General features: G+C 55.1%; 20 protein-coding genes and 1 pseudogene. 4 read left to right on the top strand and 17 right to left on the bottom strand.

What is annotated here, in order from left to right:
* Window positions 1-74 precede the first annotated feature (74 nt).
* The 8 genes from nqrM to A3220_RS09915 form a co-directional block, all read right to left on the bottom strand.
* Window positions 75-329 carry a (Na+)-NQR maturation NqrM gene (gene nqrM / locus A3220_RS09950; RefSeq protein ID WP_044628062.1) on the bottom strand — a complete coding sequence of 85 codons (255 nt, stop codon included), beginning with the start codon at window positions 327-329 and terminating at the stop codon, window positions 75-77.
* A gap of 222 nt (window positions 330-551) precedes the next feature.
* Window positions 552-1,784, bottom strand: a complete 1,233-nt coding sequence (gene nqrF / locus A3220_RS09945) for an NADH:ubiquinone reductase (Na(+)-transporting) subunit F (RefSeq protein ID WP_044628063.1) — start codon at window positions 1,782-1,784, stop codon at window positions 552-554.
* A 68-nt stretch (window positions 1,785-1,852) separates the two neighbouring features.
* Complete coding sequence (gene nqrE, locus A3220_RS09940; RefSeq protein ID WP_044628064.1) at window positions 1,853-2,470, bottom strand: NADH:ubiquinone reductase (Na(+)-transporting) subunit E; 618 nt, start codon at window positions 2,468-2,470, stop codon at window positions 1,853-1,855.
* Between the two features lies 1 nt (window position 2,471).
* The gene (locus A3220_RS09935) at window positions 2,472-3,140 is read right to left on the bottom strand and encodes an NADH:ubiquinone reductase (Na(+)-transporting) subunit D (protein WP_044628065.1); all 669 of its coding nucleotides are present in this window, start codon (window positions 3,138-3,140) and stop codon (window positions 2,472-2,474) included.
* Window positions 3,141-3,142: 2 nt separating this feature from the next.
* On the bottom strand, window positions 3,143-3,964 hold the full coding sequence (locus A3220_RS09930; protein ID WP_062374661.1) for a Na(+)-translocating NADH-quinone reductase subunit C: 822 nt from the start codon (window positions 3,962-3,964) through the stop codon (window positions 3,143-3,145).
* Window positions 3,964-5,190: an NADH:ubiquinone reductase (Na(+)-transporting) subunit B gene (locus tag A3220_RS09925; protein ID WP_054645012.1), complete on the bottom strand. Its 1,227-nt coding sequence runs from the start codon at window positions 5,188-5,190 to the stop codon at window positions 3,964-3,966. Before A3220_RS09925 ends, A3220_RS09930 begins: the two co-directional genes overlap by 1 nt.
* A complete protein-coding gene (locus A3220_RS09920) occupies window positions 5,190-6,518 on the bottom strand; it encodes a Na(+)-translocating NADH-quinone reductase subunit A (RefSeq protein WP_062374659.1) in 1,329 nt (442 codons plus the stop codon). The genes A3220_RS09925 and A3220_RS09920 overlap by 1 nt, the downstream gene beginning before the upstream one ends.
* A gap of 328 nt (window positions 6,519-6,846) precedes the next feature.
* Window positions 6,847-8,310, bottom strand: a complete 1,464-nt coding sequence (locus A3220_RS09915; RefSeq protein WP_044628069.1) for a glyceraldehyde-3-phosphate dehydrogenase — start codon at window positions 8,308-8,310, stop codon at window positions 6,847-6,849.
* Between the two features lie 242 nt (window positions 8,311-8,552).
* Here A3220_RS09915 and mfd point away from each other — a divergent pair, with 242 nt between their 5' ends.
* Entirely contained in the window at window positions 8,553-12,002 is a 3,450-nt protein-coding gene (gene mfd / locus A3220_RS09910; RefSeq protein WP_174524463.1) for a transcription-repair coupling factor, read from the top strand.
* Between the two features lie 98 nt (window positions 12,003-12,100).
* Window positions 12,101-13,252, top strand: a complete 1,152-nt coding sequence (locus tag A3220_RS09905) for a L,D-transpeptidase family protein (RefSeq protein ID WP_062374655.1) — start codon at window positions 12,101-12,103, stop codon at window positions 13,250-13,252.
* Window positions 13,253-13,351: 99 nt separating this feature from the next.
* Here A3220_RS09905 and A3220_RS09900 read toward each other — a convergent pair whose 3' ends face one another.
* The 6 genes and pseudogenes from A3220_RS09900 to A3220_RS09875 form a co-directional block, all read right to left on the bottom strand.
* Window positions 13,352-13,615 carry an Lpp/OprI family alanine-zipper lipoprotein gene (locus A3220_RS09900; protein WP_016914087.1) on the bottom strand — a complete coding sequence of 88 codons (264 nt, stop codon included), beginning with the start codon at window positions 13,613-13,615 and terminating at the stop codon, window positions 13,352-13,354.
* A gap of 224 nt (window positions 13,616-13,839) precedes the next feature.
* Window positions 13,840-14,469, bottom strand: coding sequence for a L,D-transpeptidase (locus A3220_RS09895; RefSeq protein WP_044628072.1), 630 nt, complete (start codon window positions 14,467-14,469; stop codon window positions 13,840-13,842).
* A 156-nt stretch (window positions 14,470-14,625) separates the two neighbouring features.
* Window positions 14,626-15,090, bottom strand: coding sequence for a hypothetical protein (locus tag A3220_RS09890; protein ID WP_058577790.1), 465 nt, complete (start codon window positions 15,088-15,090; stop codon window positions 14,626-14,628).
* 125 nt (window positions 15,091-15,215) lie between these two features.
* Entirely contained in the window at window positions 15,216-15,677 is a 462-nt protein-coding gene (locus tag A3220_RS09885) for a DUF6586 family protein (protein ID WP_054640988.1), read from the bottom strand.
* Window positions 15,674-18,301, bottom strand: coding sequence for a type I DNA topoisomerase (topA, locus tag A3220_RS09880; RefSeq protein ID WP_062359390.1), 2,628 nt, complete (start codon window positions 18,299-18,301; stop codon window positions 15,674-15,676). Before topA ends, A3220_RS09885 begins: the two co-directional genes overlap by 4 nt.
* Window positions 18,302-18,622: 321 nt before the next feature.
* Window positions 18,623-21,065: pseudogene (locus tag A3220_RS09875) on the bottom strand (DUF3141 domain-containing protein).
* Window positions 21,066-21,342: 277 nt separating this feature from the next.
* On the opposite strand from A3220_RS09875, the gene A3220_RS09870 reads away from it, so the two are divergent.
* Window positions 21,343-22,332 (top strand): LysR family transcriptional regulator, encoded by a 990-nt coding sequence (locus tag A3220_RS09870; protein ID WP_062359427.1) that lies wholly within the window; start codon window positions 21,343-21,345, stop codon window positions 22,330-22,332.
* Window positions 22,333-22,522: 190 nt separating this feature from the next.
* The gene (lipA, locus tag A3220_RS09865; RefSeq protein WP_044628077.1) at window positions 22,523-23,575 is read left to right on the top strand and encodes a lipoyl synthase; all 1,053 of its coding nucleotides are present in this window, start codon (window positions 22,523-22,525) and stop codon (window positions 23,573-23,575) included.
* Window positions 23,576-23,620: 45 nt separating this feature from the next.
* On the opposite strand, the gene lipB is transcribed toward lipA, so the two are convergent.
* The 3 genes from lipB to A3220_RS09850 all read right to left on the bottom strand — a co-directional run bounded on the left by lipB (window position 23,621) and on the right by A3220_RS09850 (window position 25,914).
* Window positions 23,621-24,289: a lipoyl(octanoyl) transferase LipB gene (gene lipB / locus A3220_RS09860; protein ID WP_062374653.1), complete on the bottom strand. Its 669-nt coding sequence runs from the start codon at window positions 24,287-24,289 to the stop codon at window positions 23,621-23,623.
* Window positions 24,290-24,291: 2 nt separating this feature from the next.
* A complete protein-coding gene (locus tag A3220_RS09855) occupies window positions 24,292-24,603 on the bottom strand; it encodes a DUF493 domain-containing protein (protein ID WP_058577795.1) in 312 nt (103 codons plus the stop codon).
* A 105-nt stretch (window positions 24,604-24,708) separates the two neighbouring features.
* Window positions 24,709-25,914, bottom strand: coding sequence for a D-alanyl-D-alanine carboxypeptidase family protein (locus A3220_RS09850; protein ID WP_062374652.1), 1,206 nt, complete (start codon window positions 25,912-25,914; stop codon window positions 24,709-24,711).
* Window positions 25,915-25,923 lie beyond the last annotated feature (9 nt).

The raw sequence follows: 25,923 nt of genomic DNA, 5'->3' as shown, positions 1-25,923 counted from the left end.
TTCATTAGCGCATACGTAAACGCCCGCGGTTAAGCGAGCGTTTGATGTTATTTAACGCGTAGTAGCATCAGCGGTTAGCGGCGCGTTGCATCGTAACCTAAGTCGGCGCCACGGCTTTCATCACTACGGCGCCGTACGCTACCGCGTTTGCGGTTCTCTTCTTCGCATACTTCGTCTTTACCACCGCAGATATCGCAGCCATCCTTCATGCCGATTTGATTAAGCCCACCGCAGGAGCCTGCAATGGGTTTACGCCCCATCAGCACGCCAACGGCCATCGCGCCCATAATCAGCGCCATAAACCCGAATACCAGTAGCCAAATTGCCATGTTGTCCTCCTAGCATTACGTTAGGTACCTCACCTGCCGACAATACTTGTGCCGATAAGTGCCTTAAAAATCTACCTCCCATTGTACCTCAGCCACCGCAAAATGATCAGGCATTGGGTGTTTTTCAGCACGGATATTCGCATCTGCCAACAAAACGGTAAACAAAAACAAACGGGGCTAGCCCAAAGGCTAGCCCCGTTTCTAACGTTCGCTGATGCGATATTAGCCGCCGAAGTCATCCAGCAGGATGTTTTCCGGCTCAACGCCCATATCAAGCAGCAGCTTGATAACAGAGGCGTTCATCATGGGCGGCCCACACATATAGTACTCACAATCTTCAGGCGCCGGATGGTCCTTCAGGTAGTTTTCATACAATACATTGTGGATGAAGCCCGTCGGGCCTTCCCAGTTATCTTCCGGCTGCGGATCGGAGAGTGCCAAGTGCCACTCAAAGTTCGGGAACTCTTCCGCCAGCTGGTCGTACTCTTCGTTGTAGAAGGTCTCACGCCAGGAGCGCGCGCCGTACCAGAACGAAATCTTACGCGTCGATTTCAGACGCTTAAGCTGGTCAAAGATATGGCTACGCATCGGGGCCATACCGGCACCACCACCGATGAAGACCATTTCAGCGTCGGTGTCTTTGGCGAAGAACTCACCAAACGGCCCCATCACCGTTACCTTGTCACCCGGCTTCAGGTTGAAGACGTAGGTGGACATCAGGCCCGGCGGATGACTGCTGCCAGGAGGCGGAGTTGCGATACGAATGTTGAACTTGAGGAGGCCTTTCTCTTCCGGATAGTTCGCCATGGAGTAGGCGCGGATGACTTCCTCGTTGTTTTTATGGGAAATGTCGAACAGGCCAAACTTTTCCCAGTCGCCACGGTACTCTTCTTCGATATCGAAATCGGAGAACTTGATATCGTAGGGCGGTGCTACCAGCTGGACATAACCACCGGCGCGGAAGGCAACTTCCTCGCCTTCAGGCAGCTTCAGGTTCAGCTCTTTGATGAAGGTCGCTACATTGGGGTTGGCCGTTACTTCGGTTTCCCACTTCTTCACGCCGAAGACTTCTTCCGGCACTTCAATTTTCATATCCTGCTTCACAGGAACCTGGCAGGAGAGTCGCCAGCCCTCTTTCTTCTCGCGCATGGTGAAGTGCGACTCTTCGGTCGGCAGGATAGAACCGCCGCCCTCTTTTACCCGGCATTTGCACTGGGCACAAGAGCCACCGCCACCACAGGCGGAAGAGAGGAAAATACCGTTGGCCGCCAGGGTGTTCAAAAGCTTGCCGCCGGCCTGGGTCTTTAGGGTGTGCTCGGGATCGCCGTTGACTTCAATGGTCACGTCCCCGCTACTCACTAGCTTGCTGCGCGCTGCCAGAATGATCGCCGTTAAGCTAATAACGATGACCGTGAACATGACAACACCGAGCAAGATGACAGATGTATCAACCATGTCGGTTTCCTATTGCTGAAGGTTTTCTGTACCTCGGCAGCCTGGGCTGCCGAGAAAACCGGCTCCGATTAAAGCTGAATGCCAGAGAAGGACATAAAGCCCAGTGACATTAAGCCAACGGTGATAAACGTGATGCCAAGACCCTGCAGACCGCCCGGCACGTCGCTGTACTTCAGCTTTTCACGAATACCCGCCAGAGCAGCGATTGCTAGCGCCCAACCGGTACCAGCGCCGAAGCCATATACCACGGCCTCACCGAAGTTATAGCTACGCTCTACCATGAACAGTACGCCACCCAGGATGGCGCAGTTTACGGTGATCAGCGGTAGGAAAACGCCCAGCGCGTTGTAAAGCGACGGTACGTACTTATCAAGGAACATCTCCATGATCTGTACCAGTGCCGCGATAACACCGATGTAAGAGAGCAGACCCAGGAATGACAGGTCGATGTTTTCAGCACCGCTAATGCCGGTCCAGGTCAGCGCGCCTTCTTGCAGCAGGTACGTGAATACCAGGTTATTGACCGGCACAGTGATCGTCAGTACGACGATAACCGCAATACCGAGACCGATGGCAGAAGACACCTTCTTGGATACCGCGAGGAACGTACACATGCCCAGGAAGAAGGCAAGTGCCATGTTCTCGACGAATACCGAAGCGACGAAAAGGCTTAGATAGTGTTCCATGTTACACGGCCTCCTTCGGCTTGGTGTTGTGCTTCATCTTAAACTCGTTCTCTTCGACTTGCTCCGGGTTGACAGAGCGCAGTACCCAGATCAACAGACCAATGATGAAGAAAGCAGACGGCGGCAGCAGCAGCAGACCGTTCGGCACGTACCAGCCACCATTCTGAATGGTCGGCAGTACAGTGAAGCCGAACACGCTGCCAGCACCCAGCAGTTCGCGGAAGAAACCTACCACCATCAGGACGAAACTGTAGCCCAGGCCATTACCGATACCATCCAGGAACGACATGCCCGGCGTATTGGACATCGCGAAACCTTCCGCGCGGCCCATTACGATACAGTTGGTGATGATCAGACCGACGAACACCGACAGCTGCTTGGACATTTCGTAAGCATAGGCTTTGAGGATCTGGTCGACCACGATAACCAACGAGGCAATGATGGTCATCTGAACGATGATACGAATCGAAGACGGAATGTGATTCCGAATCAACGATACGAACAGGTTCGAAAAAGAGGTTACGAAAATAACCGCCAGCGACATGACCAGCGACACGCTCATGCTGGTGGTCACCGCCAGTGCAGAACAGATCCCCAGAATCTGAAGCGCAATGGGGTTGTTCTTAAAAATAGGCGCCGTTAAAACGCCTTTTGCATTTACATCCGCCATGATCAGGCCCCCTCAACGTCGTCGAAGTCAGTCTCGGTGTCTTCGGCGTCTGATGGCTCGGTACCGCTGCGGAATTTAGCCAGGTAAGGAGCAAAGCCCTCTTCGCTGAGCCAGAACTGCAGCATGTTGGTCACGCCGTTACTGGTCAGCGTGGCACCGGAAAGCGCATCGACTTCGTACTCGTTACTCGCGCCGCCTTTGGTCAGGTGGATTTCAGGAGAGAGGTCGCCCTCTTCGCTGTAAATCTTTTTACCTTCCCACTGGGCTTGCCAGCGCGGGTTGTTTACCTCAGCACCTAGACCCGGTGTTTCTGCGTGGTCGTAGTAGGTGATACTGACGATGGTATTGCCGTCACCCTCTACCGACAGGAATCCCATCATACGGCCCCACAGGCCCTGCCCACGAATAGGCAGAACGATCTGGTCAGGATTCTCAGGATCGCCTACTAGGTACACAGTCGCGAATTTTTCTACGCGCGAGAGTCCCGCGATGTCACGGTCGCCAGACAGCGTGCGGCCAGTGGCCGGGTCACGCGCAGCTTCGAAACCATCGAAGGTCTCGGGATCGAACTGATCGGTATAGTCACCGGTTTCGAGTTCGACGACGCGCGCAGTGATCTGGTTGCTGAACGCTTCTTCCACATCCATACCCGGCTCGTAAAGACGCGCCACGTTGAGGATGTTGGTTTTACGGTCCAGCTCCTGATTGAGCTGCTGCGCTGGGCGCAGTGCTACGGCCGCCGTCGAAACGATGACCGAGCACACGATGCACAGCGAGAACGCTACGATCAGGACTTTCTTGATGGAGTTGTTACCTTGTGCCATTAGGCAGTCTCCTCGGCCGGTGTACCAGTGCGCTTGAGACGGCGCTTCACATTGGCCTGGACGAAGAAGTGGTCAATCAGCGGCGCAAACAGGTTGGCGAACAGGATGGCCAGCATGATGCCTTCCGGGAACGCCGGGTTTACCACGCGGATTAGAACGGTCATCACACCGATCAGCGCGCCAAATACCAAACGGCCTTGGTTAGTCATGGAAGCGGACACAGGGTCAGTCGCCATAAACACCATACCGAAGGCAAACCCACCAATGACGAGGTGCCAGTACCACGGCATCGCGAACATGGGGTTGGTTTCAGAACCGATCAGGTTGAACAGCGTGCTGGTAATCACCATACCCAGGAATACACCCAGCATGATGCGCCAGTTGGCAATCTTGGTCCACAGCAGTACGGCAGCACCGATCAGGATGGCCAGCGTCGATACTTCGCCAACAGAGCCAGGGATAAAGCCTAGGAAGGCATCCCACCAGCTATAGGTGTTGGTCAGCGCAGTCATACCGTCTTGGAACGCCATAGAAAGCGCAGTAGCACCGGTGTAGCCGTCGGCTGCTACCCATACTGCGTCACCAGAAATTTGTGCCGGATAAGCAAAGTAGAGGAACGCGCGGCCCGTCAGCGCAGGGTTCAGGAAGTTCTTACCCGTGCCGCCGAAGATCTCCTTACCGATCACGACACCGAAGGTAATGCCGAGTGCAACCTGCCATAGTGGAATAGTGGCTGGCAGAATCAGCGCAAACAGCACGGAAGTCACGAAGAAACCTTCGTTGACTTCGTGACCACGCTTAATGGCGAACAGCACTTCCCAGAAACCACCCACGACGAACGTCACGAGGTAAATGGGCAGGAAGTATGTCGCGCCAAGAACGAAGTTAGCCCACAGGCTGCTGGGATCATGACCGCCCGCGAGGGTCATCATGATGGCATCGCGCCAGCCGTTCATGGAGGCATAACCCGCTTCGATGGCAGTGTTCGCCTGCCAGCCTGCGTTCCACATACCGAAGAACATGGCCGGGAAGGTACACATCCATACCGTGATCATGATGCGTTTCAGGTCGACGCCATCACGCACGTGAGCGGTGGTTTTTGCAACGCTGGGGGGCGAGTAGAAAATCGTATCTACCGCTTCATAGAGCGGATAGAACTTTTCGTACTTACCACCTTTGTGGAAGTGCGGCTCGAGATTATCGAGTGTTTGTCGAATACCCATCATCAGGCCTCTTTCTCGATCATGGTGAGATTGTCACGCAGGATGGGGCCGTACTCATATTTGCCGGGGCAAACGTAGGTACACAGCGCCAGATCCTCTTCGTCCAGCTCAAGACACCCGAGCTGCATGGCAACCTCAATGTCGCCCACAATCAGCGAACGCAGCAGTTGCGTTGGCATGATATCCAACGGCATGACGCGCTCGTAGTTACCCACCGGCACCATGGCACGCTCGGAGCCATTTGTAGAAGTAGTCGGCGCGTAGTTACTCAGGCCTTTAAATTTGGAAAGATAAATGCCCATAACGGAGTGGCGATTCGCACCCAGAGATAACCATCCCATAAAGGTGCGCTTATTGCCCTCTTCCAGCAAACTGATTTGGTTGTGGAAGCGACCCAGATAAGTCAGTTTGCCTTCAGCGGCAGCGCCAGAGAAAACCGAGCCGGAAATCACGCGGGTGTCATCGGGTTTGATGACTTCACCTGCTAAGAGTTCTTGAGTGCTGGCACCCACACGGGTACGCAGAATGCGCGGTTTTTCTGCACGCGGGCCACCTACCGCTACGATGCGGCTTATGTCCAGCTTACCTTCTACAAACAGCTTGCCGAAGGCAATCACGTCCTGATAACCGATGTGCCACACTTTCTTATGCAGCGCCACGGGCGAGAGGTAGTGAATGTGTGTGCCTACCAAACCAGCCGGATGCGGCCCAGCAAAGCTTTCGGTTTTTACACCGCTGACATCACCACCCGGAATTGAGGCGTTTGCACCCGTGCACAGAAAAACGTTGCCCTCGGTCAGGCGGGTTAGCACCTTGAGGCCGTCTTCAAATGCTTGGGCATTTTCATTGATGATAAAGGCAGGGTCAGCGCTTAGCGGATGAGTATCTACAGCGGTGACAAAGATATCAGCAGGAACGCTATCGATGGCTGGTGTGCGTGAGAAAGGACGGGTGCGCAGGGCAGTCCAAAGTCCTGACTCAACAAGCTGGTCGACAACGGTTTGACGATCAAGCTGTCCTAAAGCACCACGATCATGAGAAGCAAATGTAATCGCTTCTTCATTTTCATCGACTTTAATAACCACAGACAGCAGACGACGTTTTTCGCCACGGTTAATTGCGACTACTTCACCACCGGCAGGCGCGGTAAAACGCACGCCATCAATTTTCTTGTCGGTGAAGAGAAGCTGGCCTAACTTGACCTTGTCCCCTTCCTGAACTTCCATTGTTGGTTTCATACCAACATAGTCAGTGCCCAGGATTGCCACGTGACGCACAGGCTGCGCATCTTCAATACGCTGCTCGGGCGCTCCCGTGATGGGGAGATCCAGGCCTTTTTTTGACTTCGATCATAGTCTCGCCCAGTTGATGGATCGGATATACGAAGGTAAGGGGTTCGAATGCTTATTTTCTGCCCAGTGAATTCTTATTTTCTGTTCAGATTGTTACCAGTCAGGCCCAAGCAAGCTTGAACCACCCCGAAAAATCTATCGCATTATAAAGATAAGCGCGGCCAATGACCACATCCCTGATGGCCTCCAAAAGTGCTATATGCATTTGTAGTGCATTTGTTTCTGGTACAAAAACGCCACCCGAAGGTGGCGTTGATTCAACGTTTTAAGTAATGCCCTAATTTAGCGCACTACGGACCCGCACCAATTAACTCGCCTGACGTGGCAGCTTCAAAAACTGCACATTCGACATATGCTGAAGAATACGAATGACCTGGCAGCTATAACCAAACTCATTGTCGTACCAGACGTAGACCACTGCATGATTGCCGTTAGCAATGGTCGCTTTGGCATCAACAATGCCCGCGTGGCGATTACCAACGAAGTCAGAAGAAACCACTTCTGCAGAGTCAACGAAATCGATTTGCTTTTGGTAAGCAGAATCAATCGACATACGGCGCAGGTAGTCGTTCAGCGCGTCTGCATCAGTACCTTTATCCAGCGTCAGGTTCAAAATCGCCATAGATACGTTCGGGGTAGGTACGCGAATGGCGTTACCAGTCAGCTTGCCTTCTAACTCCGGCAGCGCCTTAGCAACCGCTTTAGCTGCGCCTGTTTCGGTCAGTACCATGTTAAGCGCCGCACTACGGCCACGACGATCACCTTTATGATAGTTATCAATCAGGTTCTGGTCGTTGGTATAGGAGTGAACGGTCTCTACGTGCCCTGTCGCCACACCGTACTCATCGTTGAGTACTTTCAACACCGGCACAATGGCGTTCGTCGTACAGGAAGCCGCCGACACGATGCGGTCATTATCGCCAATCGTTTCGTGATTAATGCCGAATACGATATTTTTGATGTCACCTTTACCCGGCGCCGTCAGCAGCGCTTTTGCTGCACCTTTACACTCAAGGTGCTGGCCTAAACCCGCTTCATCACGCCAAATACCGGTGTTATCAACAATCACCGCGTTGTGAATATCGTAGGTGGTGTAATCAATTTCGCTGGGGGAGTCGGCGTAGATGACCTGCACCACGTTGCCGTTAATGGTCAGCGTACGCGCGTCAGCATCCACGGCGATGGTGCCATCAAACGGGCCATGAACCGAGTCGCGGCGCAGCAGACTGGCACGCTTCTCCAGGTCTTTCGCCACATCACCACGGCCGCGCACCACAATGGCACGCAAACGCAGTAGGTTTCCGCCACCAGCCTTCTCGACCATCACGCGCGCCAGCAGGCGACCAATACGGCCAAAACCATACAGCACGACGTCTTGAGGCTCGCCTTTGTTGCCGCCCGGCTGAAAGCCGTCGATGATCTCGCCTAGCTCATGGCGCAAAAACGCATCAAGGTCGCCACCGCCCTGGCGCTTAAAGCTCACTGCTAGCTTACCCACATCGACGTGAGCAGGCCCCAGGTTCATCTCACTCATCGCTTTTACGATGGGGTACGTATCTTCTACCGACAGCTCTGTGCCTTCAATTTTGCGTACAAAGCGGTGATCTTTAAGGATACGAATGACCGACCGCTTGATCAGAGAGCGTCCGAACATCGTGGCCACAACGTTGTTCTGGCGATAGAGCTGCCCCACTAGTGGGATCATTTGCTCCGCCAGAGCTTCGTTGTTTTGCCATTCCTGAAAAACGTTTTCGAGCGCTTGCTGACTCACGTGCGGCCTCATTGAGTTATGAACGGGGATGTCCCGAGCATTATCCGGAGCTTATTAAGGTGCCGCAATGAATGGATAGTCGCACAACATGTAGGGGTATTACAGAAACAGGGTATTGACTACAAACGCCAATGATGCAGCGACCAAGCGATCTTAACACCCCATGGCGCCAAAGCCTCTGCGCGAAAGGGCGGATCGTGTATGATCTTGGTTCCGTTTCTGTGCAAAACGATACCTTTACTATGCCTTCTTTCTCTCTGCTCGAACCGCCTCAGCCGCAAGGGATTCGCGATACGCTCTATTTGCAAGCGCCGCCGGGCAGTGCGACTGCCCTGGCGCTAGCTCAGGTAGCGTCAAGCGCACCGTTACTGGTGATCACTCCCAACACCGCCAGCGCCCAGAGGCTGGAACAAGATCTCGCTTTTTATAGCAGCGTGCCGGTTCTCCCCTTCCCCGATTGGGAAACCTTGCCCTACGACAGCTTCTCGCCCCACCAAGATATTATTTCTGCTCGGCTGAGAACGCTGCGCCTGCTACAGGATGGCGTGCGCGGTATCGTGCTTGTGCCAGTCAATACCCTCATGCAGCGGCTGCCGCCTGTCTCGTACATCGCTGGCCGCGTGATGACGCTAAAGGCGGGGGCCACGCTGAATCGCGAAACCTTCCGCGAATCGCTCTCCCGGGCAGGCTATCGTGCGGTAGAGACCGTTTATGAGCCAGGCGAATACGCCATGCGCGGCGCGATTATCGACCTATTTGCCATGGGCATGGATGAGCCGATTCGTATTGATCTATTTGATGATGAGATCGACACACTGCGCCACTTCGACCCCGGCAGCCAGCGCTCTACCGACAAAGTGGATGTCATCGAACTGCTGCCCGCCCATGAGTATTCGCTCAGCCGCAGCGCCATCGCATGCTTTCGTGAGCAGTTTGAAACCCTGTTTGATGTCGACCCGCGCCAGTGCCCGCTCTATAACGATGCGCTGAAAGCGATTCCCTCTCCTGGGCTAGAGCAGTATTTACCGCTCTTTTTCGAGGAAACCGCCTCACTGTTTGAGCATCTCACCGAAGACACTCGCATCGCCTTGCTCCCAGACGTTTTCCACGCGGCTGAGCAGCACTGGCAGTCGATTGAATCACGCTATGAGAATTTAGGTGTTGACCCTACACGGCCGCTACTACCGCCTCACCGGGCGTTCTTCCCAGTTAACGAAGTGTTTTCAGCCATTAAAGCGCGGCCTCGCCTTGAGTTCACTGAGGACGACAGCCAACGCCATGCGCTTGCTCCTCTGGCCCAAGCACTCCCTTCTCTGGCCATCAATGCGCGCGCCAAACAGCCGCTGAGCGAGCTGGCGAGCTTCTTAGATAACCATCCCAAGACCCGCATGCTGTTTGTTGCCGAGTCTCGCGGGCGGCGAGAAGCACTGGAGGAAGTCCTCTCCCCGCTGAAACTATCGCTGCCCCATAGCGATAGTTTCCAGGCTTTTTTAGCAGGCAGCGAGCACATCGCTATAACGGAAAGCATGGTGGGTAGTGGCCTATGGCTCACCGAGCCCGATGTCGCGGTAATTAGCGAAACCGAGCTGTTTGGCGACGTCGTGCGGCAAAGCCGTCGGCGGGAAAAAGCCACCGACGATAACGAACTAGCGGTCCGTCACCTTTCCGAGTTGCGCGAAGGAGCACCGGTGGTTCACCAAGCCCACGGCGTAGGCCGCTACCTGGGCCTGGAGACTCTGGAAGCGGGCGGCCAGGCCAACGAGTTTCTCGCCCTCTCCTATGCAGACGGTGCCAAGCTGTATGTGCCGGTGGATAGCCTGCACCTTATTTCACGCTATAGCGGCGCCGATGACGAACTCGCTCCGCTGCATAAGCTGGGCTCCGACCAGTGGGAGAAAGCCCGCCGCAAAGCCGCTGAAAAAATTCGCGACACCGCCGCAGAGCTATTGGATATTTACGCCCGCCGTGAAGCCCAGCAAGGCACAGTGTACGACCCGCCCGGCGATGAGTATGTGCGTTTTGCGGCCAGCTTCCCGTTTGAGGAAACACCGGATCAGAAGGCGGCTATCGAAGCAGTGATCAGCGACATGGTCTCTCCTCAGCCAATGGATCGCGTGGTATGTGGCGACGTCGGCTTTGGTAAAACCGAGGTGGCCATGCGCGCCGCCTTCCTCGCCGTACAGTCCGGCAGACAGGTCGTAGTGCTAGTGCCGACAACGCTGCTAGCACGCCAGCACTTCGAGAACTTCCGCGACCGCTTTGCCGACACTGCCGTCAATATCAGCCTAATCTCGCGCTTTACCGGTGGCAAAGAGATGACGCAAACCCTGGAAGGCATCAAAAGCGGCCAAACCGATATCGTTATTGGCACCCATAAGCTGCTCTCGAAAAGCGTCGAGCTGCCCAAAATGGGACTGCTGATTATCGATGAAGAGCACCGCTTCGGCGTCGCCCAAAAAGAGAAGTTGAAAACCCTACGCGCGGAAATCGACATTCTCACACTCACCGCCACGCCTATTCCGCGTACGCTCAATATGGCCATGAGCGGCATCCGTGACCTTTCTATCATCGCCACTCCGCCCGCAAGGCGCTTATCGGTAAAAACTTTTATACAGCAGCGCGATAACAGCATTATTAAGGAAGCGCTACTGCGGGAGATCCTGCGCGGCGGTCAGGTCTACTTCCTGCACAACGAAGTTAAAACCATTGAGAATGCTGCTGAACAGATCCGCGAGCTAGTGCCGGAAGCCCGCGTTGCTGTGGCCCACGGCCAGCTTCCAGAGCGCAGCCTTGAGCGGGTGATGTCTGATTTCTACCACCGACGCTTTAACGTGCTGGTGTGCTCCACCATTATAGAAACCGGCATTGACGTACCTAGCGCCAACACCATTTTGATTGAGCGTGCGGATAAGTTCGGCCTAGCACAGCTACACCAGCTGCGCGGCCGCGTAGGGCGCAGCCACCATCAGGCCTATGCTTACCTACTAACCCCGCCACCCAAAGCCATGACGCGAGATGCCGTAAAACGCCTTGAGGCGATTAGCGCCTCCGACGACCTGGGGGCAGGCTTTACATTGGCCAGCCACGATATGGAAATTCGCGGTGCGGGTGAGCTTTTGGGCGACGAGCAAAGCGGCCAAATGGAAACCATTGGCTACACCCTTTATATGGAAATGCTGGACCGGGCGGTGAAAGCAATCCGCGCAGGCAAAACCCCTAACATCGACGCGCCCTTCAACACAGGCGTCGAAATAAGCCTGAATCTGCCTGCCCTCATTCCCGATGATTACATTCACGATGTACAGCAGCGCCTAGTCATGTATAAACGCATCGCTAATACGCAATCAGATACCGAGCTTAAAGAGTTGCAGGTAGAGTTGATCGACCGTTTTGGTCTACTGCCACAGCCGTTGAAGAACCTGATTCGGCAGACGAAGCTGCGCCACCGGGCAGAACAGCTCGGTGTTGCGCGCATAGAAGCAGGTGAACAGCGCGGCCGCGTGATTTTTAACACCACTACCCAGGTAGACCCGCTGACCCTGGTCACGCTGATTCAAAAATCTCCCCAGCACTACCGCTTAGATGGTTCCGATACTTTACGTTTTGAATTTCCAATGGAAACGGTCGAACAGCGTTTCGAAAAGATTGAAGCACTGCTAACGACCCTTAATCAAAAAGTAGCGGCGGCGTGAACCTTGGGGCAAACTTGTCATTAAGCAGCACATATCGGTAACGCATCGCTGCCCATTACCATGCGTACCAGCAGTGCATACATTGATTAGGATCGACCATGAACATTCGTAAGAACATTACCCGTTGGGGACCTACCAGCCTGGCAGTTCTGCTGGCAGCGAGCCTTGTGGGCCCCGTTTATGCACAGCCGTCGGCCGAGCAGGCCGAAAGCACTGCGGCGATTACTGACGACGCCACTGCTAGTGCAGAGCAAGTTGCTGAGGCGCAGGAACTACCGCGCGGCCACTTCCGACTACCCGAGCACGGCGATATTATTGGTGAGTACTACACCGTTACGGTGGAGGACCCCGAAGAGACGCTTATCGACATCGCTCGTCGCCATAATATTGGCTACGAAGAGATTCGCATGGCGAACCCAGACGTTAGCTTATGGGTACCGGGTAAAGGCACCGAGGTAGTGATCCCTGCGCGGTACATTCTGCCGCCTGCGCCACGCGAGGGCGTGGTGGTCAATCTCTCCGAGCTGCGCCTTTACTACTACCCTGCCGACAACCCCGGCATTGTGGAAACCTACCCTGTCAGCGTTGGCCGCGAGGAGTTTGCGACTCCGGTAGGCATCACGCGGACCACGGTCAAAGTCAAAGACCCTGCCTGGGCACCGCCCGCCTCGATGCGTCGTGAAGCGGCTGCAAGAGGCGAGCCTGCACCCGCTATCGTTCCACCAGGGCCTGACAACCCGCTTGGCCGTCATGCCATCTTGCTGGCTATGCCGAGCTACTTGATCCATGGGACCAATCGCCCTGATGGCGTGGGTATGCGTGTCAGCCGTGGCTGTATTCGCATGTACCCGGAAGATATCGAGTCGCTGTATGAACGCCTACCAAGCGGCACTAAGGTAAACCTGATGGATGCGCCTTTTAAAGCAGGCTGGGCGGCAGACGGCACACTGTTTGTGCAATCCTACCCTCAGCTGGAAGAGAACGTAGGCAACTTTGAGCCGCTTCTTAATGCCATTGAGCGGGTCAGCGAACTGGCAGAAGATCAAGCAGAAGTGGATTACGAGCAAGTCAAACGCGCGGTGGAAGCACCAGACGGCCGCTTTGTGGCGCTATATGGCCCGCAAGCACCCGCCCCTGAGCAGGAACCCGCCCCTGAGCAGGAACCCGAGCCGCAGCCCACTCAGCAGCTAGAGGGAATTTTGGAAGGTGTCGAGCTTTCCACGACCGTTCGAGTTGAAGGCGACGCTTAACGCGCAAAGCGCTAGCCAACAAAAAACCCCGCCGAGGCGGGGTTTTTCACATCTACAGCGACCACCGAACATGCATCATGCTCGGTGGCCCAAGCAGAATTACTTCTGCATGGAACGCTGGAACATGCGGTTCATTTCTTCACGGTTCTGCTCAGACATCTGCAGAGCAGCTTGCGCGTCGCGCTGAGCTTGGTTTGCAGTGTTCAGAGCTTGTGAAGCCATGCTGCGTGCTTCTGCGGCATCAGCCTGTGCAGATTCAGCAGTCATGCGAACTTCTTCCAGAGCGCTGGTAGAAGCACAGCCAGCCAGGATTGCCAGAGAAGCGGCAGCGGCAGTCATCTTCAGAGCAGTCTTCAGAGTCATAATGTTCTCCTTGAGTCTTCCTTGGGTACTACGTTAAGGGTATGACAAAAAATAAAGCTAAAGCGTTAGCTTAAATTTGTCTACCTGCGGTGCAGGTTCTTTACAGCGACTTGTACCAGGGTTACGTACCAAGGCACGCAAGTCAAACGCTGTTTTATAATAGACCACAGCGGTTGTCTATAGCCACATATTTAAAACCTAGAACTTCCTTCAACAACACAAGCCTAGCGGATCACCACGCGTGTGCCAACATCTACTAATTCGGCCACACGTACGATCTGTTCATTGGTGACTGCCACACACCCTTGGGTCCAGTGGAAGCTACCATGGATCTCTGGATCACCGCCGCCAACTCCGTGAATCCCAATAGCGCCACCCAACGCAGTATTCTGCGGGGGAGAGCCATAACGCCGGTAGTGGTCAAAATAGGCTTCGTAATCCGCTTGGGAGTAGATACCTTTTTCAAGCGCCATACGTGCGTGAGGTGGCGTAGGATAATCGATACCAATAAAGATATGCCACTGGCTTTCGAAATTAAATCGATTAACTCTGAATTCGCCCAGCGGTGTAACGTTATCGCCGCGAATTCGCTGGGTTTTTGCGCCACCGCGCCCCAATGAAATAGGCGCAAAACGCTCTACCAGCGCATTCCCGCGAAAAATGGTCAGCGTTGCCTCTTTATCGTCAATTAGCACCCACAACTCACTACTGTGGCGTGGCACAGCAGCGCGAGAAAGCAGCGTCTCAACCAAATCGGTTGGCTCATAATCATTCACAGCGCTTGTAGCAGTTGCGCTAGCCACTGCTGGCCAGCCCAGTGCCAACGCCAAAAATCGGCGACGGTTCACAGACATTATTTTGCTCTCAAATACAGGCCAGTGTGGCTAGGCCGAGGACACATTAGTGGCGGCTGTTATACCTTATTCACACAGCTATTGTCAGCGTTTCGACCATCAAATTAGCGTTCAGAATAACGAGCAGCACTGAAAAAAACTTTAATTCAACGTTCACTAAATATCGTCAAACTCCTGCATGCTCGCGACTAGTTTGCGAGCTTCTGCATTATGACCTTCTGCCAATGCGCTAAAAAACGTCTCCTCGGGCTCAATTTTGGCCCGAGAAGCGCGATGTTCATAAAGGCTTTGCAACTTACGATGGGACTCTACCGCTGTTTTGGTTAGCTCATCAATCGAACCTGCCACGCTCTGCTTTGCCAGAGCATCAAGCTCAGGGGGCTGGGGGAAGTCGCTTGAATCGTCAAACCATATTTCTAACACTTCACGATGATCCGAGCCATCGTGCAACAGCGCCTCAAGCCCTGTTTTCATCTTTAGCTCGCTATCGGCTAGGTAGGTGAGCACCATGGCTAGGCGCTCATGCTCGGCTTGTTCTGCGCCAGCGCTGTATTGGCGCGCCATGCGGCCATGATAACCCGCTGCCCACTCAATGAGATCTTTGACTTGGTTATAGCGCATCCGTGCCTCCTGTATCGCTGTTTCCATACAACGTGGTGACGAATAGGCACATTTCAACCTATCAGAGTAAGCAACCAGACGCTATTGGCAACCTCTCCCTCTATCACCACCGCACTGCCGCTGGACTACCACTCTTGGCTTGTCTCCCGTAGCGAGGCAATATCACGCTTAGCCGCTTGGAGATTCTCTAACAGTTGCTCGGCTAACGTCAACTGGCTACCTACCGCAATCATAGAAGGATTTTGCACAGCGCGACGCGCAGCACCATCATCACTGTGCAGCTTCTCTAGCTGCCCCACCAGCCAGTAAAGCCAGCTTTCCGGCTGCTGCATGGCATCGCGTAGACGCTGCAGCTCTGCCACATCGGGGCCGTCACTGGCGAGCAGCGCGCGCCAGTCATGGCTCGTCAACCGTGCGTGCTCGGTTACCTCTTTGAGCAGCGAGCCCAGTGCTAGCTCGAACAGCGCCAGCGCGCTCTCTTCGATGGCCATCCGTCGGGCAGGGCTGTGCTCATCATCGCCAACCGGCAGGCCGACCAGCAGCTCGGCCTGATACAGCAGTTGATTGGTACGCGAACGCGGGCTCACTTGCGCTTATCCTCCACATGCCATTTGCCGCCTTCAAAGGTCGCCTTCCAGCCGGTCGCTTTGCCCTCTTCGTCTGTCATCACGTACTGCTCTTTGTTTTTACGCGAGAAGCGGATCTGCGCGGGGCGGCCATCGGGGTCTTCGCTTGGCGCATCAAGAATAAAGTGATACTTCTCTGGCAGCTCATCGGCATGGGCTTTCAGCTCTTTGACCAGAGGCGGACGGGTTTCACGGTTTTTAGGGAACTTGCTAGCCGCCAGGAACAAGCCACTAGCGCCATCCCGTAACACGTAATGATCTTCCACCTTTTGGCAGGCAAGTTCGGGCATGGGAATCGGGTCCATCTTCGGCGGCGCGACGTCACCACTGCGCAGCAGCTTGCGGGTGTTTTTACACTCGCTGTTGGTGCAGCCAAAGTATTTGCCAAATCGGCCAGATTTTAGCTGCATCTCGGAGCCGCACTTATCGCACTCAATGACCGGGCCATCGTAGCCTTTAATCTTGAACTTGCCGCTCTCTACTTCGTAACCGTCACAGTCTGGGCTGTTGCCACAAATATGAAGCTTACGAGTTTCGTCAATCAGGTAGTTATCCATCGCCGTGCCGCATTTCGGGCAGCGACGCTTGGCACGTAGGGCATTGGTTTCCGCTTCTTCGCCCGCGTCTTCCGCCACGGCCTCTTCACCAGGAATCAGGTCAATGGTGGTTTTGCAGCGTTCTTTAGGCGGCAAGTTGTAGCCGCTGCAGCCCAAAAACACACCGGTAGAGGCGGTTCGAATCTGCATTTCTCGGCCACAGCTGGGGCAGTCGATATCAGTCGGCACCGGCTGGTTCGGACGCATGCCCTCCTCGCTTTCAGCCTTCATCAGCTCCATGCGGAACTCATCGTAGAAGGCATCAAGCAGCTCCCGCCAATTGCGCTCGCCTTCAGCCACTTCATCAAGGCTGTCCTCCATGCGGGCGGTGAAGGAGTAGTCCATTAAGTCAGGGAAGGACTCTTTCAACCGCTCGGTGACGATATCGCCCAATTTTTCGGCATAAAAACGGCGGTTCTCCAGCTTCACGTAGCCACGATCTTGGATAGTCGAAATAATCGATGCGTAGGTGGAGGGGCGGCCAATGCCCTGCTTCTCTAGTTCTTTGACCAAGCTGGCTTCGGTGTAGCGCGCGGGCGGCTTGGTAAAATGCTGCTGAGGGTCGAGTTTTTCTAGCTGCATTGCCGTGCCCGTCGGCAGGTCAGGCAGGCTTTGATCTTCGTTTTTGCCCGTAGGCTTCATTACCCGGGTGTAACCATCAAATTTCAGCACGCGGCCTTTGGCACGCAGGTCGTAGCCATCTACTTCCACACTGAGCGTGCTGGAGAGGTATTCGGCTGGGGTCATCTGACACGCCACAAATTGCCGCCAAATAAGCTCGTAGAGGCGTTCGGCGTCACGCTCCATACCTGCCAAGTCAGTCGCTTTGCGCTCGACGCTAGAGGGCCGGATGGCTTCGTGCGCTTCTTGAGCACTCTCTTTGCTGCTGTATCGATTAGGCGACTCAGGCAAATAGCGCGCACCATACTCATCACCAATAAACGAACGGACACTCTCCACCGCGTCTTTAGATAGGTTGGTGGAATCGGTACGCATATAGGTGATGTAGCCCGCTTCATAAAGCCGCTGGGCCATGGTCATGGTCTTCTTCACCGAAAACCCTAATCGGCTGCTGGCTGCCTGCTGAAGCGTAGAGGTGATAAACGGCGCGGTCGGTTTAGAGCTGGTGGGTTTATCTTCCCGCGAGGTAATCGAGAGCTTGGCTTTGCGCAGCTGCTCAATACGCGCCAGGGTATCCTTTTCAGAGGTGGGACGGAACGGCTTGCCATCCTGGCGAACAAGGGCAAAACGCACCAATTCTCCATCCGGAGAGAGGAGATCCGCATGAACGTCCCAAAACTCTTCGGGAATAAAAGCGCGAATCTCCCGCTCACGTTCCACAATCAGACGCACCGCGACAGATTGTACGCGCCCGGCGGAAAGCCCGCGGGCAATCTTGGCCCACAATAGCGGCGAGAGCATAAAGCCCACTACGCGGTCCAAGAAGCGGCGTGCCTGCTGGGCTTCAACCCGGGGGATGTTCAAGACACCGGGGGCTTTAAACGCATCCTGAATGGCGTTTTTAGTAATTTCGTTGAACACCACGCGCTTGTAGCGGCTATCGTCGCCACCGATGGTTTCGCGAAGGTGCCAAGCAATCGCCTCCCCTTCACGATCCAAATCCGTAGCGAGATAAACAGCATCGGCCTTCTCAGCCAGTTTCTTTAACTCAGCAACTACTTTCTCTTTCCCCGGAAGCACTTCATAGCGCGCTTCCCAGCCGTTATCTGGGTCAATCCCCATGCGTCGAATGAGCTGGTCGTGAGCTTTGCGCTTTTTATACTCCGCCTTCTCTTCCGCCGACATCTTACGCGTTGCCGCGGCCTGGCGTGCACGCTCCTTTGGGTCGGAGGCTGCCTTACCTGAGCCGCTGGTCGGCAGGTCACGGATATGACCTACGCTCGACTTTACGATGAAATCGTTGCCGAGATATTTATTAATCGTCTTCGCTTTCGCTGGCGATTCGACGATGACCAGTGACTTGCCCATAGTGCTCCACTTTTCTATTGCCCAGGCGCTATCGCCCATGCTTTGAATACGTTGCCGCCTCAATGTGTGCTTGGCGACCATGAGAAAAATGCGCCTACCCTACCCCAGCCCTTGATTAAGCGCTAGTAGCAACCGCCTCTTAGGGAGCTAAGCGAACACTAACAACAACGCATTAGCGGCGCGGTGCGTTTTACGATGCTTTTTTGGATCAGGGTAGCTAGACACTAGACTGCCGCTCGGCACTCGGCAACCCAAATCGCCGCCTATCAATGCAAAAGCCCCCGCTAAAAAGCGGGGGCGAAGGCGTCTTAGCAACTTTATCTAACGCTTACGGGGCGAGCTTCTGCGCTGCCCAGCCGGCCGGATGGCTGGCTTTTTCTTTGGCGCCTCTACCGATGATTCTTGGGCCTTTTCAGCCGTTACCGTGTTACTCGCTTCGGCTGCTATTTCCGCTGTAGCCGCAGTGGAGTCAGATGCGGGCGCTGTTTCAGGGGCTGGCGCCACCAAGGCAGCGGGACGCGCTTTATCAAACAACGCTTTTACTTGGTCAAACCGCTTAGCGGCATGTTCAGTTAACTCACCGCTAGCGGCAAAGACATGCTCTAAGTGGCTAATATAGTTATCTATCTCCTCACCGGTCTGCCCTTTTAATAGCTCCGGCAACGTATTAAGCGCCTGCTCACGATCAAGCTTCAAAATAAAGAACTGCTCACGCACTAGGCGCTTAAATTCGCTCAAGGAGGTGCTGGGTTCAAGCTCCGCCCGAGAGGCGCGTAGGCGCTTAAAGTTACGCTCATCGGTGGCCGGTGCGCCACCTAGCACATAGATCACTGAACGCATCACGGCTTCATGAGGGCCACCCTGAGCAATTTTATGACGCAGCTCATTTTGGCGGTTTTCAATAAAGCGGCGGTGCTCAGGCTCTGCGCCAGGACGGCGGCGATGTACATGGGCATCCCCGTACAAGCCAACAGCGGCCTGGAGCAGCGGTTGACCATAAATATCCATAAACAGGCGCTCGGTTGAGCTATCGCGCAGGTCACGCCATGCATTCAGGCTCACTACAATTTGATCAGATGCCATGAGCTCTAGCGCTTTAAATATGTTGTCCTGCTCCACCGGCTGACGATAGCGGCGCACGTAGTCGGCCATAACCGGTAGCGGCACCGTCAGCGGGTTACGGTCTGACATGAGCTTGTAGCCCAGGCGAATGGGGTGCATACGCCGTATCCAGCGCGCCGCCTCGGGTGTCATGATGGACTGTATCCACGGCTGCACGTAGAGACGATAAAACCCCAGGTTAATTTCAGAGATGCGGGCAACGGTGGCGAAGCGACGATCATCCTCCGGCTGATGCATCACGTCACGATCAAGCTCCTCGAAGTTGCGCGGCGCAAATTCCAGCAGATAGTCACGCTCAATCAGCTCGGCGTCTGTGTGTTCGTCGGCATGAGAAATCGTCGTTTCGTACAGCCCTGGCGGCATCACATCGATGTAGTCCATGTTGGCCGTAAATTCGGAGTGCTCTTTGCGGGAAACACTGCCAGATACGAAGATTCCCAGGTGCCCAGTGGTATCATGCAAGCAGTAAATAATCGTCTGCTCATTCGCAATGATATCCTCTTCGCCCGCGTACAGATCACGAATCCACCCCAGGGCCTGAGGCGGTGGCGTAATATCGTCCCCCCCGTGAGCAAAACACCACCACAGGCGAGCGTACATTACGCAGATCAATACGCCGTCCATCGCGGGTAACCAGTTGCGCCGTAGAAAGGCGATTGCCGACAAATAAGTTATCGACAATGTACTGGATCTCATTACCGCCCAGCACCACATGACCACCCCACCAGCGTTCAAACTCTAAATAGCGTTTGGACTCGGTATCAATATTGGCATACAGGTGGTACTGCTTTTTCCAGTAGGTATTAGCCGGGTTGAGGCGCTCAAAGTTCTGAACCAGCCACGCCCCATCAAATAGGCCGTTGCCGATATCACTGGTCAATGCAGTAATCCAACTTCCCCCTGTCATACCGCCGGTATAACGCATGGGCGCCTTGCCATGCTCGCCAGCCCAATAAGAGAGCGGTGCACCAGCGATTAAGATTGGCCCAAATACTTCAGGCTCAAGGGCGGCGGCCATCATGATTTGCCAGCCCGCTTGGCAGTTACCAACCACCATCGGTTTTTCAGTGGTTTCCGGGTGTAGCGCAATCACGTGGCGCAAAAAGGCCACTTCCGACTCCACCACATCTTCCACCGTTTGGCCTGGCTCAGGGAAAGGTAAAAAGCCGATAAAATAGCAGGGATGGCCCGCTTTTAGCGCGACACCGAGTTCGCTATCAGGCTTAAAACCGCCGATACCAGGGCCATGGCCTGCACGCGGGTCAATAACGACAAAGGGGCGTTTTTGTGGGTCAATCTGGATATTCTTAGGCGGCAATACCCGCAGTAACTCATAGTTAGTCGGATTAGGCAGCGTACGGCCATCCACTAACACCTCGGTTTCAAAGCCGAGCACATTGGGCTTCGTTTGCTCCATGTGTTCGAGATATTGGTTGCCGCGCTCGCGCATGACATCCCAATAAAGGATGTTGCGCTCTACACTGTCACGCCAGTAGCTAACCGCGGCACGACCAAACCCAAAAGGGTCCATCATGCTAGCGAGAGCTTCACCGCCCGGTAACGCCGCGGAATCATTCGATGACCCAAACCAAGGAGCAGCAAGCGCATTGGTGGTAAGCAAAGGATTAGCGAGAAAGTTCATATATTCTCCCATTGGGTTGATGCATGGCACCAATCCCAAAGCAATGATGCTGCAATGCAATATAGTTTAGGCCACTCCTTGCCTAACGTCGATGACTCCCCCCCCTTTTTTTCCAACGACTGCCTTATTGATCGAAACGTACACCGTTTATATACCGCCAAGCTTTCAAGGCGGTAGCCCTAAATCAGTGATAGCATTTCGACGCTGAGGCCAAGCCCTATATAACAGGCCTTATACAGTGCGCTTTTTTACCGAGGAAGTTTACCCTGAGGTGGTTATGTCATCCCCCACGCTGCTCAACCGCTTAACGTTTCGACAGCTACAAGTGTTTCAGGCAGTGCATCAACAACGCTCCTATTCACGGGCCGCCGAGCAGCTCGGCCTGACACAACCAGCCGTGAGCGCGCAGATTCGACAGCTTGAGCAAGCGTTGGGGCAGCCTCTCTTTAAGTATGCGGGGAAAACTCTCCACGTGCTGCCAACGGCCGATACACTGGCCCTCTCTACGCGGGAAATCTTTGGTCAGCTGTCGCGGCTGCAAATGAGCCTTTCAGACATTAACGGCAAGATCAGCGGCAAGTTGAACGTCGCTGCCGTCTCCTCCGCGCAGTATGTCGTGCCCTATGTGCTGGCTAAATTTCGCGCACGATACCCGGATGTTCAGTTGCGTTTAAAGGTGTGTAACCGCAGCCAAGCACTTGAGCGGCTGGCCGAACAACAAGACGACGTGGTGATCATGGCCATGGTGCCAGAAGACGACGGCTTGGTGGTTATGCCAATTCTTGAAAACGAGCTTGTGGCGGTAGTGTGGCCAGAACATCCTCTGCTAAGTATGCCCAATCCAACGCTGACGGATTTCGCACGCCATTTCGTACTAATGCGCGAACCAGGATCAGGGGTGCGCAGTGCCTTCGAGCAGCTCGCCGTGGATCAGGAAGTGGGGCTGGCCCACCGTATCGAGCTGGGCACCAACGAAGCTATCAAACAAGGAGTCATGGCTCACCTGGGCGTCGCCGTGTTGCCCCGCTTAGCCGTACAGCGCGAGCTCGAACAGGGGTTGCTAGCTACCCTGGAACTGCCCAACTTCCCCATTCGCCGCGCTTGGTGCACGGTGTATCGCCGAGACCACTTTCCCACTCCGGTAGCAGAGCTCTTCCTGCGTTTTGTGCGTGAGCATCTGAGCGAGTTCCAGCGCCACTTCCAAGCGACTGGCAGCCCGCTTCCTAGCCATGGAGTTTCCTGCTTACCCGCCCTGTCACTGGAATAGGATCACTAGCGGTTCTACGGTGTCTTGTTGATTGCCAAATATGTTACATTATTTACAACCTACGTATCAGTTAGCGTTACTCAGGGCATGGTAAACAGTTGCATCGCGGCCACATTTTGCACGTATATTTTTCGTGATGCGTCGCTCGGATTTTCTGCTTACCAGCCGCACAGTAGAGAGGCTCTCTCCTATGAGCAACACCCCTTCCCAGCGCGTGCCCAGCGGCGAAAAATTCCGTAACGAACATGGCATGACGGTGATTAAAGATGGCATGAAGCAGCGCAAAGCGCAGGCAGATGCCCCTTCACTTGAGCGCAAGCCAAAGTGGCTGCGCGCGCAAATTCCCGGCGGCGAGCGTTTTGAGGCCGTTAAGAAAAACGTGGCGACGCACCGGCTCAGCACCGTTTGCGCTGAATCCCATTGTCCTAACATGGGTGAATGCTGGAGCAATGGTACCGCCACCATTATGTTGATGGGCTCAGTATGTACCCGCGCTTGCCGCTTCTGTGCGGTTGATACTGGCAACCCTAAAGGTTGGCTGGATCACGAAGAGCCGGAAAATACCGCCAAATCCGTCGAGCTAATGGGTCTTCGCTATATCGTGCTGACCTCAGTAGACCGTGACGATCTAGACGATGGTGGCGCCACCCACTACGCCAACTGTATTCGCGCCATTAAAGCGCGCACGCCGGAGGTGGTTGTTGAGGCGTTAACGCCTGATTTTGATGGCGATAAAGCCGCTATTGAGCGCGTGGTCGATTCAGGGCTTGAGGTGTTTGCGCAAAACGTTGAGACCGTTGAGCGGCTGACCAGCAAAGTGCGCGACCCTCGCGCTGGCTACCGCAAAACGCTCGACGTATTGGCCCACGCCAAGCAGTATCGCCCCGACATCATCACCAAAACCAGCTTGATGCTGGGGCTGGGAGAAACGGACGAAGAGATCCTGCAAACCTTCGACGATTTGCGTGAGATTGGTGTCGATATCGTGACGTTAGGCCAATACCTGCGCCCAACCAAAAACCACTTGGCCGTGGAGCGCTGGGTAAGCCCAGAAGAGTTCGAGCGCTATCGCGTACTAGGCCTTGAGAAAGGCTTTATGGAAGTGCCATCCGGCCCGCTGGTACGCTCTAGCTACCGGGCAGACCGCGTGTTCGAAAAGAACAACTTGGGTCTTGCCGCTCCTGCGGCCATTCCAGGTCAAGAGCCGGACAGCAACCGCATCCCCGCCTTCAACGTCGGCTAACTCGCCGCGGACTGCCTGCATACAGCGCTCTGCAGGCAGTCTTCGTTACTCAGGCACCACCAAGGTACGCTTCAGTCGCGCGGCCAACGCCTGCGCAAGCCGTTCGCCAACGTCTTTACCATTAGTCCCGTCTTGTCCATGAGAGAGATCGACCAAGTCGGCAAGACAAGTGACCTGCATACCCGCGTAGCCACAAGGATTGATACGCGCAAACGGCGACAGGTCGCCGTCGACGTTCAGCGCGACGCCATGGTAGCTGGCCCCACGACGAATACGCAGGCCGAGCGAGGCGATTTTGGCCTCCCCCATGGCCGTTTCTACGTAAACCCCCGGCGCATCGGGCTTGGCCCAGCCGCGCACTCCATACGCGTCTAGCACGTCGATCACGGCATTTTCGAGCGCCGTGACCAAGTCGCGCACGCCGATCTTGCCCCGACGCACGTCCAGCAGCGGATAGAGTACCACCTGCCCCGGCCCGTGATAGGTAACCTGTCCGCCCCGGTCGGTATTGACCACGGGAATATCGCCCGGCATCAACAGGTGTTCTGGCTTGCCCGCCTGCCCTTGGGTAAATACAGGCTCATGCTCGACCAGCCAAAATTGATCCGCCGTGTTTTCATCGCGCGTGTCGGTAAGCTCACGCATGGCTTCCCATACTGGTAGATAGGGGCGATGGCCGAGGCGGTGCAGAGCAATCGGGGCGTCGTCGCTCATGGTCATACCACCATGTGCACGCGGCCAGTGGCCTTCAGCTCGTTGAACAGTTGGCTCAACTGCTGCTCCCCTGTGGCCACGATGGTGACTCGAACGGACTGGAAACGACCATTGCGACTATCCACGACTTCCAACGTGGTCTCATCGAAGTCAGGCGCGTGACGCACGATGACTTGACACACGGTGGCTGGAAAATCGTCAGCCGCATCGCCCACGACCTTTAACGGGTAATCGCACGGGAAGGTAATTTTGGGTGGCTCTTTCACCACGGGCTGGCGTAAATCACGCAGCCCTTGCTTGGCACCTTTTTTCATAACTCGCCTTTACATTAAGTGAATCGTTGGGCTAATCCCAATAAATAAGGCCCAACCTCTCACAATACAAGGCGTATGTGAGAAGCTGGGCCCAACACTGGCCGTTTAGCTGGTGAAATTACTGATCAAGTTGCTGAAGAAACGCTGCACTTGATCGAACAGGCGCTTGAACAGCCCACCCTCTTCGATGTTTTCCAGCGCGACGAGCTGGCGCTCCCCCACCATCTCTTCGCCTAGATAGACTTCCAGCGTACCAACGTCGTCACCTACTGCCACAGGTGCTTGAATATCAGCATCCAGATTTAGACGCGCGCGCAGCTCTTCGTTGCGGTTGCGCGGTAGCGTCATGAAGACTTCACCATCGACACCCACGCGTAGCTCATTGGTGTCACCACCCCACACCCGCGGCGTGGCTAATACGGCACCGCGCTCATAGAGCTTCATGGTTTCATAGAAGCGGAAGCCATAGCTGAGCAGCTTCTGGGTTTCCTGGGCGCGAGCTTCTTCGGAGCTGGTGCCCATGACCACGGAGATCAGACGCATATCATCACGCAGCGCAGACGATACCAAGCCGTAACCCGCTTCGGTAGTCCAGCCGGTTTTCAGGCCATCCACTGAAGGATCGCGCCACAGCAAGCGGTTACGATTGGGCTGATCGATGCCGCCAAAGGAGAAGTTACGCTGTGAGTAGATAGCGTAGTGGTCAGGGTAGTCGTTGATGATGTACTGGGACAGAATGGCCATGTCCCGCGCCGTGGAGTAGTGCTGGTCACCCGGCAGCCCTGTGGCGTTCTGGAAATTGGTATTGTGCATGCCCAGCCGCGTGGCATGCTGGTTCATCAGGTCGGCAAAGGGCGCTTCCCCCCCGGCCAGATGCTCGGCCATGGCCACACTGGCATCATTGCCGGACACGATGATGATACCGTGTAGCAGGTCATCCACCGAGACGCGGTCGCCCACCTCGATGAACATCTTGGAGCCACCGGTGCGCCAAGCGTTCTCGCTGATATTGACCATGTCGGTCAGGTTGATGGTGCCTCGGTCCAGCTCACGCTCGACCATGTAGGCGGTCATCAGCTTGGTCAAGCTCGCCGGTGGTAGGCGGACATCGGAATTATGCTCCGCGAGAATACGGCCGCTATTGGCATCCATCAAAATCCACGAGCTGGCCGCCAGCTGTGGAGGCGCTGGAATGATGGTCTGGGGTTGCGGCTGGGGAATCACCTGAGCCGTGGCAGGTATTGCCACCACGGTCATCGCGGCAAACAGGCACAGCTTGGCGGTCCGGCGAATCGAAATCAATACACTCATCACACACGT

It is taken from the genome of Halomonas sp. KX33721, from assembly GCF_001596805.1.
Taxonomy (GTDB): Bacteria; Pseudomonadota; Gammaproteobacteria; order Pseudomonadales; family Halomonadaceae; genus Vreelandella; species Vreelandella aquamarina.
The sequence above is the reverse complement of the archived record's forward strand: the minus strand, read 5'-3'. Positions and strand labels throughout refer to the sequence as shown.